Here is a 16683-nt window from a genome sequence, read left to right on the forward strand (position 1 = left end):
GCATGTCGAGCGCTCTGGAATTCACCGACGTCGTCGTGCGCCGCGAGGGGCGCAACATCATCGATCACGTGACCTGGCAGGTCGACGATGATCAGCGGTGGGTGATCCTCGGACCCAACGGCGCAGGCAAGACGACGCTGCTCCAGCTGGCGGACACGCTGATGCACCCGACGTACGGAACCGTCACGGTGCTGGGAGAGACCCTCGGACGCACGGATGTGTTCGAGCTGCGCCCGCGCATCGGCTTCGCGTCCTCCGCGATGGCGAAGCGCGTGCCGCGCGAAGAGACGGTTCTGAACACGGTGCTCACTGCGGCATACTCCGTGCTCGGGCGATGGAACGAGAGCTATGAGGACATCGACGAACGTCGTGCGCTGCGCGTCCTCGGCGACTGGCGACTCGACCACCTCGCCGACCGGACCTTCGGCACTCTGAGCGACGGCGAGCAGAAGCGCGTGCAGATCGCCCGCGCCGTGATGACCGATCCCGAGCTGCTGCTGCTCGACGAGCCGACTGCGTCTCTCGACCTCGGCTCTCGTGAGGAGCTCCTTGCGCTCCTGAGCGGCTATGCGTCGTCGCCGACGACGCCGGCGATGCTGATGGTCACGCACCACGTCGAGGAGATCCCGGTCGGATTCACTCATGTGCTGCTGATGCGCGAGGGGCGCATCGTCGCCGCCGGGCCCGTCGCCGAGACTCTGACGGCCGAGGCTCTGACCGAGACGTTCGGCATGCCGATCGTCCTCAGCAGCGAAGAGGGTCGATATGCGGCCCGCGCGGCATCCTGATGCGCATCTGATAGAATCGATCCTTGGTGCTCTCTGCACCGCAGACTTCCCTCGTCCCTGGCACAATCCAGGGCAGCAACTAAGGAATCCCATGAAGACTGACATTCACCCCGTGTACAAGGCTGTCGTGTTCCGCGACCTCGGCTCGGGCGAGACGTTCCTCACCCGTTCGACTGTCTCGAGCGACAAGACCATCGAGCTCGACGGCGTCGAGTACCCGGTGATCGACGTCGAGATCTCCTCGGCATCGCACCCGTTCTACACGGGCAAGCAGCGCATCATGGACTCGGCCGGTCGCGTCGAGAAGTTCAACCAGCGCTTCAAGGGCTTCGGCGGATCGTCCAAGTAACGACCCCCGCGATCGAAGGCCCCGTGTTCCTCGGAACACGGGGCCTTCGTCGTCTGCAGTGGGTTCGTCTTCTGCGGTCGGATCGCGCGCGAGTCGTCAGACGTCGATGACGATGCGCTCTCCGTCGATGCGGCCCAGCGGGTCGCCAGGGGCCGGTGCGGGGGCGGTGCGCTGAGTCTGACGGTCTCGCTCGGCACCGGCTTCGTGCGCCGACGGCATCCACACCGCGTCGAACGATCCGCCCAGGCCGCCGCCCGCGCTCTCGTACTTCTTCTCGAGCGGAGTACGGGAGTAGACCGCCACGATCACCACCACGACCGCGGTCGCGGCGACGAGGATCGCGATCGTCAGCAGGGTCCCGAGAATGTCGGCCATGACTCCAGGCTAGGCGGGACGGCGCCGATCGGCATCCGTCTGCAGGAGGATCCTCAGCGGATGCGTCGGCCCTGGGCGAGATCGATGAGATGCGTCAGCACGGGACCCGACCGCAGGCCGTTGTGCTCGTGTTCGCTCGTCACCCAGAGCTTCACGCCCGGCAGCAGGCGCGCGGTCTCGAGGGAGTACTCCAGCGGCACGTAGACGTCGTTCACGTACACGGCGGCCGCGCCCGTCGCACCCGAGGTGGCGATCGCGACCTCGTCGTAGATGCGCGGCCACTCGAACTCGGCGAGCGCGAGCGTCACATCGCGCCACGGCCGGAAGGCCGGCACGGTCTCGGTCCAGTCGCGGCGGATGTGCTCTCCGGTGAACAGCGTGAGGTCGTCCCGGAAGTCCTGGGGCTCCGTGCGCTCGGCGGACCAGCGGGTCGCGTGTCCGCTGGCGTAGCTCGACTCGTGGAAGACGAAGTAGAGCGGGTTGCGCCCGCTGTAGGGCAGCGCGTGCATGAGGTCGTGGCGGAACGCGTTCGATGCGGCATCTCGCTCCAGGAGCGACCACAGGGTCTGCCAGCCCTCGTTCGTGCCGAGCGCCGAACCCACAGAGCGCAGTCGAGACGGCGAGACCACCTCGCCGTCGGGGAGCACGATGTCGCCGGCCGCTGCCCGGTCGACCAGACCCCGCATGACGTCGCGATGCTGCGGGAATCGCCGGTAGTACTGCTCGGAGGCCGCGCGCATCTTGTCATAGCAGAGCGCGTACACCTCGTCAGGATGACGATCGACGGCGCTCAGGCCGCCCGTGATGAAGACGTCCGCCAGCGAGTCCGCATCGGTGGAGAGATAGGCCAAGGTCGTGAACCCGCCGAACGACTGGCCGAGCACGCTCCACGTCTCAGCGCTGAGGTGCTCGCGCATCGCCTCGCAGTCCCGGACGATCGAGTCCGCGCGGAGATGGGTCAGGTACTCGGCCACTGCCTCGGAGCCTCGTGCGAGGTCGCCGTCGCCCACGGGCGTGGACAGGCCGGTGCCGCGCTGGTCGAGCATCACGACGCGGTAGTGCGCGAGGGCCTCGTCGAGCCAGGCGGGGGAGGATGAGGCGTGGAAGGGTCGCGGCGCTTCGTGACCGGGGCCGCCCTGCAGGTAGACGAGGAAGGGGAGTCGCTCGCCTCCCTCGCGGGTGACGACGCGGGCGAAGATGTCGATCGTGCGGGTGTCTGCGGCGTCGCCCCAGACGAGCGGCACGGTCAGCGTGTGCTCCTCGATCGTGAGGTCGAAGAGGCGGTGGATGGTGGTGGTCATGTCACATCACATTCCCGATGTAGGAGTACTTGACGAAGACCTCCGAGGCGATGTCGGCCTCGTGGAGCACGCCCTGCACTGCGTTCATCATGTAGTTCGAATCCCACCCCATGTAGAGGTGGTGCGCCTCGTCCAGCTGGTCCCACTGACCCTTCCAGGCCATGGTGTCGTAGATCGGACCGCCGTGAGCGGCGCAGTACGACACGGCGGCCGCGCGGGTGTCGGTCCAGGCGCGGCGGAAGACGCGGTTGAAGAGGTGCTTGACGTCGAAGACCTCCCAGCGCTCTCCGCGGTATTCGACGTACTCGAACTCGCGTTCCCACCCGGCGGGCCACCCACGGCGGCGGACGGCATCGAGGATGGGAGTGAGGCCGTCGTCATCGATCTCCGGCAGTGCGGGGCGGGCCCAGATCCGCAGCAGGTCGGCGGTCAGGCGGATCGTGCGCTGCGAGATGGCCGCGGTGCCCCAGGTGTCGGTGGCCGCGAGCGCCTTCGTCTCGGCGATCGTGCTGCGGGCGTACGCGGAGTCGCGCTTGACGGAATAGGACTCTCCGAAGACCCGCTCCGAAAGACGCTGCTCGAGAAGCGTGAGGTTGCCGAGCGTGGGTGCGAGAGCACGATGCGCGTTGCGTTCGTCGTCCGAGTACTCGATCCACTGGCGCACGCCGTCGCCGGACCAGCTGTCGCTGGGCACCGTGGGCACGATGTGCTCGACATCGAAGTCGATCGGGTCATCGACTCCCTCGATGCGGCCCAGCACGTATGCCGGGTGCGCGAGCTCGCTGTACTTCACCACCGCACTCACCCGTTCGTCAGACGGGGTGATGCGGGCGAAGGCGCGAGCCAGGGCGTCGCGCCCATGCGCACGTGCGCGGCAGAGACGGGCGACCAGGCGCTCGTTCGGAAGATTGACGAGCGTCCGCCGCAGGTACATCGCCTGGATCCACTCGAGAGTCTCGACGAGCTCATCCCGCTCGATCAGACCTCGGGCGTGCTCGCTGTAGACGCTGAGGACGAGAGGGTAGGACGCCCGGCCGAAGGTGTTGACGTAGCGCAATTGCCGGGCGATCTCCGGGTCCTGCTCGCGCGAAGGATCGAGCAGGATGCCGTAGATCTCGGCGTAGTGGCGCCAGACCTCGGCATCCGCCTGCAGATGGTCCAGGTCGACGCGAGGGAACGACTGCCGGAACGCGCTGTAGACGCCGTGCTCGCCGTTGGCGGCGACCTCCCGTCCCGTCGTCATCACCAGATAGTGCCGCCAGAAGGCTCCGATCGCCTCTCCGGTGTGCCGTTCGATCGGAAGCCAGAACCGCTCCTCGACGTCGAGCTGCTCCGTGTGGGTCAGGCCCATGAGCATGTAGTTGTGGATGAGCTCGTGGTCGCGCAGCGGCTCGCCCGTCGAGTTCAGGCTTGCGAAGATCTGCTGGGCGTTCGCGTCGGCACCGAGCGTGATCGACACGTGCTCGAGCTTCTGCAGGCCCGCCCAGATGAGCGGGGCTTCATCGGCGTGCACCTGGCTGCGGAAGAACGCGTAGTTGTCATCGAACCGCGACTCGCGGTCGGCGTGACCGTCGCGTTCGAGCACCACGGATTCGTAGAGCTCGGCCCACGCGTCGTGCGGACGCAGCTTCGTGCGGGTGGGGTCGTCGGGGCGCACGAGCACGCGGTCGAGATCGGCGGCGAGCCGGGGGTCGGAGTCCTGGACCGCATGCCGAAGGGCCGCGACCAGCAGCATCAGCGTGGTGATGCGCTGCTGCCCGTCGATCAGGACGAGGTCGGTGTCGGCATCGCTGTCGTCGGAAGCCGACAGGATCGACCCGATGAAGTGGCGGTGGGATGAGTCCTCGCGGGCGACCGCACGGACGTCCGAGAGAAGCTGCTCGCACCCGCCGATGTCCCACCGGTACTGGCGCTGGTACACCGGCACGACGATGGTCGTGGAGTCCTCTGCGAGCCACTCGATCGTGTTGACAGCTGTCGCCTCGACGTTGGTCGCAGTGCTCATGCTGGTGTCTCGTCCTCCCGTAACGCCCGGCGCCGAGGAGTCGCCAGGCGCCCGATTCAGTCTATTCGCTTATTCACGGCGGCCCTCGGCGGCGCTCCAGAGGTGCCCTGTTAGGCTTGCCTTATCAGGGCCTGTTAAAACGTGCTGGCCCCCGATGAAGGGACATGACCTAGATCATGGGATACATCAAATCGAAGGCGCTCGAAGACAAGGGCTTCGTCGTGCTCGACAGCTACGACCAGGAGCTCGACCCCAAGGAGTGGCTCGACATCGAGTACAACGACTGGAAGTCGTCGGGCGACACCCGCTTCGCGCCGCTCGCCAGCGCCAAGGGCGAGATCGAGTGCAACGGCTTCTGGAACCACAAGCCGCCGCGCACCGACAAGGACGGCGTCTGGATCGACTCGCAGACGGCGAAGGCTCCGAACCTCACGCGTCGTGCACAGGAGCCCGGCGCGAACGTCGGTCGCTGCCGCGTCATCGAGCTGCAGCCGACCCCGTACGGCGAGTGCCTGTACAACCTCCACCAGGACGACAACAACCGTCTGAACCCCGACGGCACCGGATGGGTCGTGCGCGGATTCTTCAACCTCAGCGACGACAAGGACAGCTTCTTCGTCCTGCGCGAGAACCGCACGGACCCGAGCATCGAGTACCGCATCGCCCTGCCCGCCGGTGCACAGCTCATCGTCGACACGCAGCGTCTGTGGCACGCCGCGACGCACGTGGGCACCGAGCCCCGCTACTGCCTCATCACGTCGTGGACGTCCGGCCCTGAGCTCGACGCCTACATCGAGAAGTACCACGGCACCCAGGACGTGCCGAACGTCGAGGTCCCGCAGGAGGTCCTCGAGGCCGGGTACGCCGAGCAGGCTCGCCGTGACGCCGCCCGTGCCGCGTACTACGCCGCCAAGGGGCAGCAGGTCAAGCAGGCCATGAGCGAGGCCTGAGCCTCATCCGAATCAGGACCGGCGACGGTCCGAAGGCCCCGGTCCTCGTGACCGGGGCCTTCTTCGTGGAATCACATGCTTGTGATTTCGCCTGGTCTGGGCGAGAATAGCCCCATAACCGCATATTCACGCCAGTTCTCGGTGTTTCAGGTCGTTGGGGAAGACGCACCTGATGAAACGGAGAGATCATGGCGACGGCTTACGCACGCGGAGTGGTGTTCATCCACTCTGCACCTCGCGCGCTCTGCCCGCACCTGGAATGGGCGGTAGGACGCGCCATCGGTCGTGCGGTGAACTTCGACTGGAGCGACCAGCCCGTGCTCGACGGCGCACGCCGCGCCGAGTTCTACTGGGATGGTCCGGTCGGCACGGGTGCTGCTCTCGCGACCGCGATCCGCGGCTGGGAGCATCTCCGCTTCGAGGTGACCGAGGATCCGACTCCTCGCAGTGACGGCGGGCGCTGGCTGCACACTCCCGACCTCGGGATCCACTACGCCCAGACGGATGCGGCCGGCAACATCGTCATCGGCGAGGACCGCATCCGCTACGCGATGGAGATCGCGGCCGGGAGCGCGACCGAGCTGCAGCGTGAACTCGACATCGCACTCGGCTCGGCCTGGGACGAGGAGCTGGAGCCGTTCCGCCATGCGAGCGATGACGCGCGTGTCGTGTGGCTGCACAAGGTCGGCTAGGCAGCCGCCCACAGACCTGGAAGGGGAAGGCGCGAGTATCGGATGCCGGTGAGCGATCCCGGACGCTGAGAAGGCGAATTCCCTTTCCATACATGACGAGGACCCCGCCCCTGGACAACAGGGACGGGGTCCTCGTCCGTCAGATGACGGCTGACCGGGCCATGTCGGTGCGGGCGGTGGTTCCGCCGGACATCACGTCGTCCCACGCGAGCCGCAGTCGCTGCATCGCCTCGGCGGTGCGCTCCGGGGGCAGCGTGATCGGGATGCGCAGGCGCCGCTCGAGCACGCCACCCGTGGAGAAGCGAGGTCCGGGCGGGAGGATCAGTCCGTGATCACGTGCGGCCAGCGACAACTCCGTCGAGACGGGAGCGCCGAGATCGAGCCAGGCGGACAGTCCGCCGTTCGTCTGAGGCATCGAGAGGCTCTCGATCGATTCGAGTCCCGCCGCCACGGCATCCCGACCCGCGTGCAGGCGTGACGCGACGTGCGCGGTGAGAGCGGGCATCTCGCGCAGCAGCTCGACGGCGATGCACTGCTCGAGCAGCGCCGTGCCGAGCTCGAACGAGGGGCGGACGGCGAGCAGGCGGGTGATCATCGCGCGGTCGGCACGGATCCAGCCGATGCGCATGCCGCCCCAGGCGATCTTCGACATCGAGCCGACGGTGATGACGCGCGGGCCGAACGCCGCGAGAGGACGTGGAGTCCAGCCTCGATCGATGTCGAGCTCCGCGGTCGTCTCGTCGACGACGAGATGCGTCCCGACGCTCTGCGCCGTCGCCGCTATGCGTGACCGGGCCGTGTCGGGCAGCGTCGCGCCGGTGGGATTGTGGAAGTCGGGGATCAGATACGCCAGGTGGGGGCGACTGCGAAGAAGCGTGTCGGCGATGTGGCGCTCATCCCACCCGGTGACATCCACCGGAGTCGGCACCAGTCGGTAGCCATGGCGGTGGAGCGCCTCGAGAGCGTGCGGGAAGGTCGGCTGCTCGACGAGTGCACGCTCTCCGCGTCGGCCGATCGTCGCGAGCACCAGGTTGAACGCGTGGAGAGCGCCGGACGTGATCATGATCTCGTCGGCATCCGTCGGGAGCCCCCGCTGCGTGAAGCGCTCGGCGACTGCGTCACGCAGCTCGGGGAGGCCCTGCAGCGAGTATCCGCTCGTGCCGCGCAGCGCGGCCAGACGGGGGAGCGATCGTACCGTCGCGTCGTACAGCCCCGGCGTCGAATCCATCGAGGCGATCGACAGATCGATCGCCGAGGCGTCAGCCACAGGACCGACACGTGCTGCGGTGTGCGGAAGTGTGACACGGGTGCTGCCTCCGTGCCGACGCGAGACGTAGCCGTCGACCTCGAGGAGCCCGTACACGCGGGTCGTGGTGGAGCGGGACCGTCGCAGCTCGAGGGCGAGCGCTCGCTCGGACGGCAGACGCTCGCCCACCGTCAGTCGACCGTCGAGGATCAGCGCACGGATCTGTTCGGCCAGGGCCTTCGCTGTACCGCCGGCGACGTTCTGTGCGCCGAGCTGCTGGACGAGTCGTGAGGTCATCTGTCCAGCATGCCGCAAAGTGGCCTGAGGAAAGCAGGCCACTTCTCGTCGAGTGGACGTCTGGCGCGCATCCGCGGCGGGTGCACGATGGAGGGATGCAGCTCCGTTCCGTCTTCCTCCCCATCGCAGCCACCAGTCGTCGTGACGTCGTCGAGCGCATCGTCCAGTTGCTCGTCGGGCTGTTCCTCTACGGTGTGGCACTCGGTCTGATGGTGCGCGGAGGCATCGGTGTCGCGCCCTGGGATGTCCTCGCTCTCGGCATCGCCGGAAACGCAGGCATCGGCTACGGGGTGGTGACGGTGCTCGTCTCCGTGCTGGTGCTGCTCCTGTGGATCCCCCTGCGGCAGCGCGTCGGTCTCGGCACGCTGCTCAATGCACTGCTCGTCGGACCGAGTGCAGATCTCGCACTCTCCCTCCTCCCCGTGCCCCCGTCGGTGTGGGTGGGTGCCCCGATGTTCGTGGCGGGGCTGCTGCTCCTCGCGTTCGCCACCGGGCTCTACATCGCCGCGGACTTCGGTCCCGGCCCGCGCGACGGCCTCATGACGGGTCTCGTCGGGCGAACGGGCTGGCCGGTCTGGCTCGTCCGCACTCTGATCGAGGGCAGCGTGCTGCTGATCGGGTTCCTGCTCGGCGGACCTGTGGGTGTGGGAACCGTGCTCTTCGCGTTCGGAGTGGGGCCGCTGATCGGGTGGTTCCTGCCCTGGACGACGAGGGTGCGGGCGGCTCGCTCACGACAGCTCGCCCGCGCGTAGTCCCACCGCTGTCGACGACAACGGCCCCCGGGATCACCCGGGGGCCGTTCTCTCTTCCACCTCAGTCAGTCGGCGCTTGCGAACACGGCAACGGCGTTGTGCCCGCCGAAGCCGAACGAGTTGCTGATCGCGTAGAGCTGACCGTCGCCGAGGGGCTGCGGTTCACCTGAGAGCTTGAACGGCACAGCCGGGTCGGGCTCGGTCATGTTGATGGTCGGCGGAGCGACGCGGTCCCGCAGGGCGAGCAGCGAGAAGATCGCCTCGAGGGCTCCGGTGCCGCCGAGCAGGTGCCCCGTCGACGCCTTCGTGGCCGACACGGGGATCTCATCGATCCGGTCGCCGAAGACCTTCTTGAGTGCGACGTACTCGTTGGGGTCGCCGACCGGGGTCGACGTCGCGTGGGCGTTGATGTGGGCCACCTGGTCGGCGCTGATGCCGGCCTCGTCGAGAGCCTGGGTGACGGCGCGGGCCGCACCGTTGCCCTCGGGGTCATTGCCCGTGATGTGATAGGCGTCTGCCGTGACGCCACCGCCGAGCACGTAGCCGTAGATCTTGGCGCCGCGCGCCCGGGCGTGCTCCTCGGTCTCGAGGATCAGCGCCGCAGCGCCCTCTCCCATCACGAAGCCGTCACGGTCGATCGCGCCGGGGCGCGAGGCGGTCGCCGGGTCGTCATTGCGCCGCGACAGGGCCTGAGCCGAGGCGAAGGACGCCATCGTGATCGGGTGGATGGCGGATTCGGTGCCACCCGCGATCACGACGTCGGCGAGACCGTCCTGCAGGTGGTGGAAGGCGTGGATGATCGACTCGGTGCTCGATGCGCAGGCACTCACGACGGTCTGCGCGTAGGCGCGAGCCTGGAACTGCAGCGACAGGTTGCCGGCAGCGGCGTTCGGCATCAGCATCGGAACGGTCAGGGGCATCACCCGGCGCGGTCCCTTCTCGCGCAGGGTGTCCCAGGCGTCGAGGAGGGTCCAGAGGCCGCCGATGCCGGTGGCGAAGTCGACACCGAGGCGCTCGGGTGCGACCTCGGGCGAGCCGGCATCCGCCCAGGCCTCGCGCGCCGCGATGAGCGCGAACTGCGACGACGGGTCGAGACGCTTCGCCTCGTGGCGGGGAAGGACCTCTTCGGGGCGGACGATCGCCTCAGCGGCGAAGGTCACGGGGAGTTCGTACTGCTGCACCCAGTCGTGCTCGAGAGTGCGGGTGCCGGACTGGCCTGCGAGCAGGTTCGTCCAGTTCTCGGGAGCTGTCCCGCCGATGGCGGACGTGGCGCCGATGCCGGTGACGACGATGCGCTTGGTCATGTGTGGTTCCTTGTCAGGCGGGTCGAGCAGAGGGCGGGCAAGGCGGAGGATGCCACGCCCCGCAGATGCGGGGGTGGCATCCTGCGTGGATTACTCCTGGCCTGCGACGATGAAGTTGACGGCGTCGCCGACGGTCTTGAGGTTCTTGACCTCGTCGTCGGGGATGGTGACGCCGAACTTCTCCTCGGCGTTGACGACGATCGTCATCATCGAGATCGAGTCGATGTCGAGGTCGTCGGTGAACGACTTCTCGAGGGCGACCTCGGAGGCGTTGATGCCGGTCTCGTCGGTGATCAGCTCTGCGAGGCCAGCGAGGACCTCATCGTTGGTGAAAGCCATGTGGTCTTCCTCTTTCTTACGGGTTGTATTCGGAACCGTGGAACAGTCTAGGGAAAGTCGGCGCGTTGTCAGGGAAGGACGACGACCTGAGCGGCGAACACGAGACCCGCGCCGAAGCCGATCTGCAGTGCGAGGCCGCCCGAGAGCTCGGGGTGCTCGGCCATCAGACGGTGACTCGCGAGCGGGATGGAGGCCGCCGACGTGTTGCCGGTGGTCTCGATGTCGCGGGCGATCACGGTGCTCTCCGGAAGCTTGAGCTGCTTCGCGAACTCGTCGATGATGCGCATGTTCGCCTGGTGCGGGATGAACGCGGCGATGTCCGTCGGCTCGACGCCGGCCCGGTCGAGCGCCTCGCGCGCGACCTTCGCCATCTCCCAGACCGCCCAGCGGAAGACCGTCTGGCCCTCCTGACGAAGGGTGGGCCACGGCACCTCGCCGTCGCGGAACTCGGTGAGCGTCGCATTCATGCCGACAGCGTCGGCCTTCGACCCGTCCGATCCCCACACTGCGGGCGCGATGCCCGGCGTGTCGCTCGGGCCGATGAGCGCGGCTCCGGCACCGTCGCCCAGCAGGAACGAGATGCTGCGGTCGGTCGGATCGACGACGTCGGACAGCTTCTCGGTTCCGATCACGAGCGCGTAGCGGGCGGCGCCGGACCTGATCAGCGCGTCCGCCTGGGTGATCGCGTAGGCATAGCCGGCACAGGCGGCGTTCACGTCGTAGGCCGCGGCGGGGTTCGCACCGACCCGGTCGGCGACGATCGCGGACACCGACGGCGACTGCTTGGGGTTGCTGATGGTGGCGACGATCACGAGGTCGACCTGGTCAGCGGGGATGCCCGACTTCTCGATGGCCTCAGCGCCGGCGATCGCGGCGAGATCGATCGCGTCCGTGCCCTTGTCCGCGCGGACACGCGTGACGATGCCGGTCCGCTGGCGGATCCACTCGTCGCTCGAGTCGATCGGTCCGATGAGGTCCTCGTTCGGCACGGCGTTCTCGCCCCGGGCAGCGCCGAAGGAGTAGATGCGGGTGTAGGCGGGACCGGTGATCTGGTTCAGGGTGGGGCTCATGCGGCTTCTCCGTTCAGCAGCGCGACGGCCGCATCGAGATCATCGGGGGTCTTCACGGCGACGGTCGGCACGCCGCGCAGGCCGCGCTTGGCGAGACCGGTCAGCGCGCCCGCCGGGGCGAGCTCGATCAGGCCGGTGATGCCCTGGTCGGCGAACGAGGCCATGCACAGGTCCCAGCGCACTGGCGAGGAGACCTGGTCGACGAGATAGGTCAACGCCTGCGAACCGTCACTGACGACCGAGCCGTCGCGGTTGGTCCACAGTGTGATGTCGGGATCTGCGGGAGTCACGGTCGACACGGCGTCACGCAGCGCGGCGACGGCCGACCCCATGAACGAGGTGTGGAACGCGCCCGCCACCTGCAGAGGGATGACGCGGGTGCCCTTGACGGGCTCGGTGGCGAGAGCGTCGAGCCCGGCGAGCTCACCGGCCACGACGAGCTGGCCGCCGCCGTTGTAGTTGGCGGGGGAGAGGCCGAGCTCGCTCAGACGGGTGAGGATGGCCTCCTCGTCTCCGCCGAGCACGGCGCTCATGCCGGTCGGAGTCTGGGCGGCGGCATCGGCCATCGCGCGGCCGCGGATGCCGACGATGCGCATGCCGGTCTCGGCATCGATCACTCCGCTGCCGACGAGTGCGGCGATCTCGCCGACGGAGTGTCCGGCGACGCCGTCTGCTCGGCGTCCCGCGCGAGCGGTGAGTGCGGCGGCGGCGATGAGGGACGCGGCGACGATCAACGGCTGGGCGATGCGCGTGTCGCGGATCGTGTCAGCATCCGACACCGTTCCGTGCTGCCGGAGGTCGACCTCGGAGGCCTCGGAGTACGAGGCGAGAGTCTCCGTCACGCCGTCCAGCTCGAGCCAGGGGGAGAGGAAACCGGGGGTCTGCGAGCCCTGTCCAGGGCATACGACGACAATCACCACCCCAGTCTGCCAACGATCTGACAGAAGTGGTGGATGATCCATCACAAGATTCCGAAGAACCCTTGTGTGTGGCGTACAGCTGAAGGGCGTCTGGTGCGGCGATCAGCGTGAGGGACGCCGCAGCGGAGGGCGACGTCGCACCTGCTCGGCGGCGCCGATCGAACCGAGGATGAGCGCCGTCTGCAGGATCAGAGCCTCACGTGGGCCCGTGGCGTCCCAACCGATGACCTCGCTGACGCGCTTCAGGCGATAGCGCACGGTGTTCGGGTGCACGAACAGCTCGCGGGCGGTCGCCTCGAGCGAGCGACCGTTGTCGAGGTAGCTCCACAGCGTCGTCACCAGGTCGGTCGAATGCGCCTGCAGCGGTCGGTAGATGCGCTCGATCAGCGTCTGCTTGGCGAGCGGATCACCGGCGAGGGCACGCTCGGGAAGCAGGTCGTCGGCGTCGACGGGCCGCGGAGCGCTCCGCCACGCCCGCGCCACGGCGAACCCGGCGAGGGCGGCTCGGGCGCTCTGGCTCGCGTCGACGAGCGCGGCGACCGCGGGGCCGAGCACGACGTAGCCCGGACCGAAGGAGGGCTCGAGGCGCGTCGCGATCTCTTCGAAGCCGAGTTCCTCCTCTTCGCCCTCCGCGAGCTCCTGGCCGGCGACGCGTGCCCGCCCGATGACGAGAACGAGGCGCGAGCCCTGCACGCCGATCAGCACATCGACCGCGAGCTTGCGCGCCGTGCGACGCACCAGATCGACATCGAACTGCGGGGGAGTCGTGCCCACCAGCACCGCGACCTCGCCGTGTCCGTGCCAGCCCAGAGCGGCGATGCGACTGGGCAGCTCTTCGTCGGCTTCGCCGGTCAGGATCGAGTCGACGACGAGCGCCTCGAGCCTGGCATCCCAGAGGCCGCGGGCCTCAGCCGCGCGTGCGTAGACGTCGGCCGCGGCGAAGGCCACGTCGCGAGAGTAGAGGAGGATCGCCTCGCGGAGATCTGCACCCCGACCGGCGACCCTCTCTTCCGTCACCTCGACGGTGACGCGGATCAACTGGAGCGTCTGCTGCAGGCTGACGCTGCGGAGCAGCTCGCGCGGTGCCGCCGCGAAGATGTCGGCGGCGATCCACGGCGTCGACGTCGGGTCCTCGTACCACTGGATGAACGAGGTGATGCCCGCCTGGGCCACCAGCCCGACCGCAGAGCGGCGGGCTGGTGGCATGTCGGCGTACCACGGGAGGGTGTCCTCGAGGCGCTTGATCGTCACCGAGGCGATGTCACCGGAGATCCGGCGCAGCCAGGTGAGCGTGGCGGACTTGTCCATGCCGCGCGAAGAGGAACCCGTCACCGATGACTCAGCTTTCGCCGCCCGCGTTGCCGCTGGTGCCGGCGTTCACGTCGAGCAGGCTGTACTTCTGGATGGCCTGCGCGGCGAGAGAGCGGTCGACGACCCCGTCTTCGGCGAGCGACTGCAGCGTGCGGACGACGATCGACGGACCGTCGATCTTGAAGAAGCGACGAGCGGCCGCACGCGTGTCGGAGAAGCCGAAGCCGTCGGCACCGAGCGTCGCAAAACGCTGCGGGACCCAGGGACGGATCTGGTCCTGCACGGCGTGCATGTAGTCGCTCACGGCGACGACGGGACCCTCGGCACCCTGCAGCTTCTGCGTGAGGTACGCGGTGCGGGGCTCTTCTTCGGGGTGCAGGAAGTTGTGCTCGTCGGCGGCGAGGCCGTCGCGGCGCAGCTCGGTCCACGAGGTGACCGACCAGACATCGGCGATCACGCCCCAGTCGTTCTTCAACAGCTCCTGTGCTTCGAGAGCCCAGGGGAGTCCTACGCCCGAGGCGAAGAGCTGGGCACGCGGGCCCTCGCCCTCGCCGACGGAGATGCGGTGGATGCCGCGCACGATGCCGTCGACGTCCACGTTCTCCGGCTCGGCCGGCATCACCATCGGCTCGTTGTAGAGCGTGATGTAGTACATGACGTTCGGGTCTTCGTGGTTGCCGCCGTACATGCGCTCGAGACCGGAGCGCATGATGTGCGCGATCTCATAGCCGTAGGCCGGGTCGTACGAGACCGTCGCCGGGTTGGTGGCGGCGAGCAGGTGCGAGTGGCCGTCGGCGTGCTGCAGGCCTTCACCCGTGAGGGTGGTGCGGCCGGCCGTCGCCCCCATGATGAAGCCGCGCGCCATCTGATCACCGGCGGCCCACTGGGCGTCACCGGTGCGCTGGAAGCCGAACATCGAGTAGAAGAGGTAGATCGGGATCAGCGGCTCGCCGTGCGTGGCGTACGACGTCCCGGCCGCGGTGAACGCCGCGAGGGCGCCCGCCTCGTTGATGCCGACGTGCACGATCTGTCCCTGAGGGCTCTCCTTGTAGGCGAGGAGGAGCTCGCGGTCGACCGAGGTGTAGTGCTGGCCGTTCGGGTTGTAGATCTTCGCCGAGGGGAAGTACGCGTCCATGCCGAACGTGCGGGCCTCGTCCGGGATGATCGGGACGATGCGGTGCCCGAAGTCCTTCGAGCGCAGCAGGTCCTTCAGCAGACGGACGAACGCCATGGTCGTGGCGATCTCCTGCGTGCCGGAGCCCTTCTTCGGAAGCGCATAGGCCGTGTCGTCGGGAAGCGAGAGTCCCACGTGAGTGGAACGGCGCTCGGGCAGGTAACCGCCGAGAGCCTGGCGACGCTCGAGCATGTACTGGATCGTCTCGTCCTGCGGGCCCGGGTTGTAGTACGGGGGCAGGTAGGGGTTCTCCTCGAGCTGCGCATCCGTGATCGGGATGTGCATCGCGTCGCGGAACGTCTTGAGGTTGTCCAGCGTCATCTTCTTCATCTGGTGGGTCGCGTTGCGGCCCTCGAAGTGCGGACCGAGGCCGTAGCCCTTGACGGTCTTCGCGAGGATGACGGTGGGCTTGCCCTTGTGCTCGGTCGCGGCCTTGAACGCGGCGTAGACCTTGCGGTAGTCGTGGCCACCGCGCTTCAGGTTCCAGATGTCGTCGTCGGAGTAGTCCTTGACGAGGGCCGCTGCACGCTCGTCGCGGCCGAAGAAGTGCTCGCGGACGTACGCACCGGACTCGGCCTTGTAGGTCTGGTAGTCGCCGTCGGGGGTGACGTTCATCAGGTTGAGCAGCGCACCCTCGGTGTCGCGGGCGAGCAGGTCGTCCCATTCACGACCCCAGACGACCTTGATGACGTTCCAGCCCGCGCCGCGGAAGAACGACTCGAGCTCCTGGACGATCTTCCCGTTGCCGCGCACCGGACCGTCGAGACGCTGGAGGTTGCAGTTGACGATGAACGTCAGGTTGTCGAGCCCCTCGTTGGCTGCGACCTGCAGCTGTCCGCGGCTCTCGACCTCGTCCATCTCACCGTCGCCGAGGAAGGCCCAGACGTGCGACTGCGAGGTGTCCTTGATGCCGCGGTTCTCGAGGTACTTGTTCGACATCGCCTGGTAGATGGCGTTGATCGGACCGAGTCCCATGGAGACGGTGGGGAACTGCCAGTACTCCGGCATCAGACGCGGGTGCGGGTACGACGGGATGCCGTGCGGCGCGTGCGACTTCTCCTGGCGGAAGCCGTCGAGCTGGTCTTCGCTCAGGCGGCCCTCGAGGTACGAGCGCGCGTAGGTGCCGGGGGAGGCGTGGCCCTGGATGAAGATCTGGTCGGCGCCACCGGGGTGGTCTGCGCCCTTGAAGAAGTGGTTGAAGCCGACCTCGTACAGAGCGGCCGACGATGCGTACGTCGAGATGTGGCCGCCGACGCCGATGCCGGGGCGCTGCGCGCGGTGCACGGTGATCGCGGCGTTCCAGCGGATCCACGCACGGTAGCGGCGCTCGATCTCTTCGTCACCCGGGAACTCGGGCTCGTTCTCCGGCGCGATCGTGTTGATGTAGTCGGTGGTCGGGACCATCGGCACGCCCAGGTGCAGCTCCTTCGAGCGCTTGAGCAGGCTGAGCATGATCTCGCGGCCACGACCGTGGCCCTTCGCGTCGACGAGCTCGTCGAGAGACTGCTGCCACTCGCCCGTCTCTTCCGGATCGCTGTCGAGGGGGCCCTGGGAATACGGATCCTGGTCGTGCACAGTCACGGGGAGCCTTTCGTCAAGCTGGCAGGTCATGCCAATGAAACGGGAAGCGACGCGGGCAGCCTTGTCGGCTGTGCACAACGCGTGCCGCCCTCAGCCTATCCCTCTTCCACGACATCAGCGCGCATCGGGTCATCTGTAGACTGGGACGCACCAGGGCCTTTAGCTCAGCTGGTAGAGCGCCACGTTTACACCGTGGATGTCGTCGGTTCGATCCCGGCAGGGCCCACCT

At 67.9% G+C, this 16683-nt stretch carries 15 protein-coding genes and 1 tRNA gene; 6 read left to right on the forward strand and 10 right to left on the reverse strand.

Translation table 11 applies throughout. The features are described 5' to 3' along the window. Window positions 1-2: 2 nt before the first annotated feature. Both AB0P11_RS05580 and AB0P11_RS05585 read left to right on the forward strand, forming a co-directional pair. The gene (locus tag AB0P11_RS05580; RefSeq protein WP_363520429.1) at window positions 3-788 is read left to right on the forward strand and encodes an ABC transporter ATP-binding protein; all 786 of its coding nucleotides are present in this window, start codon (window positions 3-5) and stop codon (window positions 786-788) included. Between the two features lie 91 nt (window positions 789-879). Then, window positions 880-1137 carry a type B 50S ribosomal protein L31 gene (locus AB0P11_RS05585; protein ID WP_042537536.1) on the forward strand — a complete coding sequence of 86 codons (258 nt, stop codon included), beginning with the start codon at window positions 880-882 and terminating at the stop codon, window positions 1135-1137. A gap of 96 nt (window positions 1138-1233) precedes the next feature. On the opposite strand, the gene AB0P11_RS05590 is transcribed toward AB0P11_RS05585, so the two are convergent. Genes AB0P11_RS05590 through AB0P11_RS05600 form a run of 3 tightly spaced genes read right to left on the reverse strand, consistent with a single transcriptional unit; the run spans window position 1234 to window position 4818 of the window. After that, window positions 1234-1512 (reverse strand): hypothetical protein, encoded by a 279-nt coding sequence (locus AB0P11_RS05590; protein ID WP_363520433.1) that lies wholly within the window; start codon window positions 1510-1512, stop codon window positions 1234-1236. A gap of 53 nt (window positions 1513-1565) precedes the next feature. Further along, window positions 1566-2813 carry an alpha/beta fold hydrolase gene (locus tag AB0P11_RS05595; RefSeq protein ID WP_363520436.1) on the reverse strand — a complete coding sequence of 416 codons (1248 nt, stop codon included), beginning with the start codon at window positions 2811-2813 and terminating at the stop codon, window positions 1566-1568. A gap of 1 nt (window position 2814) precedes the next feature. Beyond that, window positions 2815-4818, reverse strand: a complete 2004-nt coding sequence (locus tag AB0P11_RS05600) for a DUF262 domain-containing protein (RefSeq protein ID WP_363520439.1) — start codon at window positions 4816-4818, stop codon at window positions 2815-2817. Window positions 4819-4994: 176 nt separating this feature from the next. Here AB0P11_RS05600 and AB0P11_RS05605 point away from each other — a divergent pair, with 176 nt between their 5' ends. Together AB0P11_RS05605 and AB0P11_RS05610 are read left to right on the forward strand one after the other, a co-directional pair. Beyond that, window positions 4995-5768, forward strand: coding sequence for a hypothetical protein (locus AB0P11_RS05605; protein WP_053096395.1), 774 nt, complete (start codon window positions 4995-4997; stop codon window positions 5766-5768). A gap of 188 nt (window positions 5769-5956) precedes the next feature. Next, window positions 5957-6460, forward strand: coding sequence for a DUF3145 domain-containing protein (locus AB0P11_RS05610; protein ID WP_053096393.1), 504 nt, complete (start codon window positions 5957-5959; stop codon window positions 6458-6460). 139 nt (window positions 6461-6599) lie between these two features. Here the strand turns inward: AB0P11_RS05610 and AB0P11_RS05615 are convergent, their stop codons facing one another. Next, on the reverse strand, window positions 6600-8003 hold the full coding sequence (locus AB0P11_RS05615) for a PLP-dependent aminotransferase family protein (RefSeq protein WP_320488512.1): 1404 nt from the start codon (window positions 8001-8003) through the stop codon (window positions 6600-6602). A 95-nt stretch (window positions 8004-8098) separates the two neighbouring features. Here AB0P11_RS05615 and AB0P11_RS05620 point away from each other — a divergent pair, with 95 nt between their 5' ends. After that, window positions 8099-8755: a hypothetical protein gene (locus tag AB0P11_RS05620; RefSeq protein WP_363520443.1), complete on the forward strand. Its 657-nt coding sequence runs from the start codon at window positions 8099-8101 to the stop codon at window positions 8753-8755. A 65-nt stretch (window positions 8756-8820) separates the two neighbouring features. On the opposite strand, the gene AB0P11_RS05625 is transcribed toward AB0P11_RS05620, so the two are convergent. The 6 genes from AB0P11_RS05625 to aceE form a co-directional block, all read right to left on the reverse strand. Continuing rightward, a complete protein-coding gene (locus AB0P11_RS05625; protein ID WP_053096389.1) occupies window positions 8821-10059 on the reverse strand; it encodes a beta-ketoacyl-[acyl-carrier-protein] synthase family protein in 1239 nt (412 codons plus the stop codon). A 90-nt stretch (window positions 10060-10149) separates the two neighbouring features. Beyond that, entirely contained in the window at window positions 10150-10398 is a 249-nt protein-coding gene (locus AB0P11_RS05630) for an acyl carrier protein (RefSeq protein ID WP_017202249.1), read from the reverse strand. Window positions 10399-10466: 68 nt separating this feature from the next. Beyond that, window positions 10467-11468, reverse strand: coding sequence for a beta-ketoacyl-ACP synthase III (locus tag AB0P11_RS05635; protein ID WP_072591364.1), 1002 nt, complete (start codon window positions 11466-11468; stop codon window positions 10467-10469). Next, entirely contained in the window at window positions 11465-12385 is a 921-nt protein-coding gene (locus AB0P11_RS05640; RefSeq protein WP_363520448.1) for an ACP S-malonyltransferase, read from the reverse strand. The genes AB0P11_RS05635 and AB0P11_RS05640 overlap by 4 nt, the downstream gene beginning before the upstream one ends. 105 nt (window positions 12386-12490) lie before the next feature. Further along, window positions 12491-13696 carry a PucR family transcriptional regulator gene (locus AB0P11_RS05645; RefSeq protein ID WP_056278864.1) on the reverse strand — a complete coding sequence of 402 codons (1206 nt, stop codon included), beginning with the start codon at window positions 13694-13696 and terminating at the stop codon, window positions 12491-12493. Between the two features lie 31 nt (window positions 13697-13727). Beyond that, window positions 13728-16454 carry a pyruvate dehydrogenase (acetyl-transferring), homodimeric type gene (gene aceE / locus AB0P11_RS05650; RefSeq protein ID WP_053096386.1) on the reverse strand — a complete coding sequence of 909 codons (2727 nt, stop codon included), beginning with the start codon at window positions 16452-16454 and terminating at the stop codon, window positions 13728-13730. Between the two features lie 153 nt (window positions 16455-16607). Between aceE and AB0P11_RS05655 the strand changes: the two genes are divergently transcribed. Beyond that, a tRNA-Val gene (locus AB0P11_RS05655) sits at window positions 16608-16680 on the forward strand. Window positions 16681-16683 lie beyond the last annotated feature (3 nt).

The sequence above is a fragment of the Microbacterium sp. NPDC079176 genome (assembly GCF_040686675.1).
Classification (GTDB): domain Bacteria; phylum Actinomycetota; class Actinomycetes; order Actinomycetales; family Microbacteriaceae; genus Microbacterium.

Coding starts and splice junctions, on each gene's coding strand:
- AB0P11_RS05580 (WP_363520429.1), top strand. CDS start 3: ATGTCGAGCGCTCTGGAATTCACCGACGTCGTCGTGCGCCGCGAGGGG.
- AB0P11_RS05585 (WP_042537536.1), top strand. CDS start 880: ATGAAGACTGACATTCACCCCGTGTACAAGGCTGTCGTGTTCCGCGAC.
- AB0P11_RS05590 (WP_363520433.1), bottom strand. CDS start 1,512: ATGGCCGACATTCTCGGGACCCTGCTGACGATCGCGATCCTCGTCGCC.
- AB0P11_RS05595 (WP_363520436.1), bottom strand. CDS start 2,813: ATGACCACCACCATCCACCGCCTCTTCGACCTCACGATCGAGGAGCAC.
- AB0P11_RS05600 (WP_363520439.1), bottom strand. CDS start 4,818: ATGAGCACTGCGACCAACGTCGAGGCGACAGCTGTCAACACGATCGAG.
- AB0P11_RS05605 (WP_053096395.1), top strand. CDS start 4,995: ATGGGATACATCAAATCGAAGGCGCTCGAAGACAAGGGCTTCGTCGTG.
- AB0P11_RS05610 (WP_053096393.1), top strand. CDS start 5,957: ATGGCGACGGCTTACGCACGCGGAGTGGTGTTCATCCACTCTGCACCT.
- AB0P11_RS05615 (WP_320488512.1), bottom strand. CDS start 8,003: ATGACCTCACGACTCGTCCAGCAGCTCGGCGCACAGAACGTCGCCGGC.
- AB0P11_RS05620 (WP_363520443.1), top strand. CDS start 8,099: ATGCAGCTCCGTTCCGTCTTCCTCCCCATCGCAGCCACCAGTCGTCGT.
- AB0P11_RS05625 (WP_053096389.1), bottom strand. CDS start 10,059: ATGACCAAGCGCATCGTCGTCACCGGCATCGGCGCCACGTCCGCCATC.
- AB0P11_RS05630 (WP_017202249.1), bottom strand. CDS start 10,398: ATGGCTTTCACCAACGATGAGGTCCTCGCTGGCCTCGCAGAGCTGATC.
- AB0P11_RS05635 (WP_072591364.1), bottom strand. CDS start 11,468: ATGAGCCCCACCCTGAACCAGATCACCGGTCCCGCCTACACCCGCATC.
- AB0P11_RS05645 (WP_056278864.1), bottom strand. CDS start 13,696: ATGGACAAGTCCGCCACGCTCACCTGGCTGCGCCGGATCTCCGGTGAC.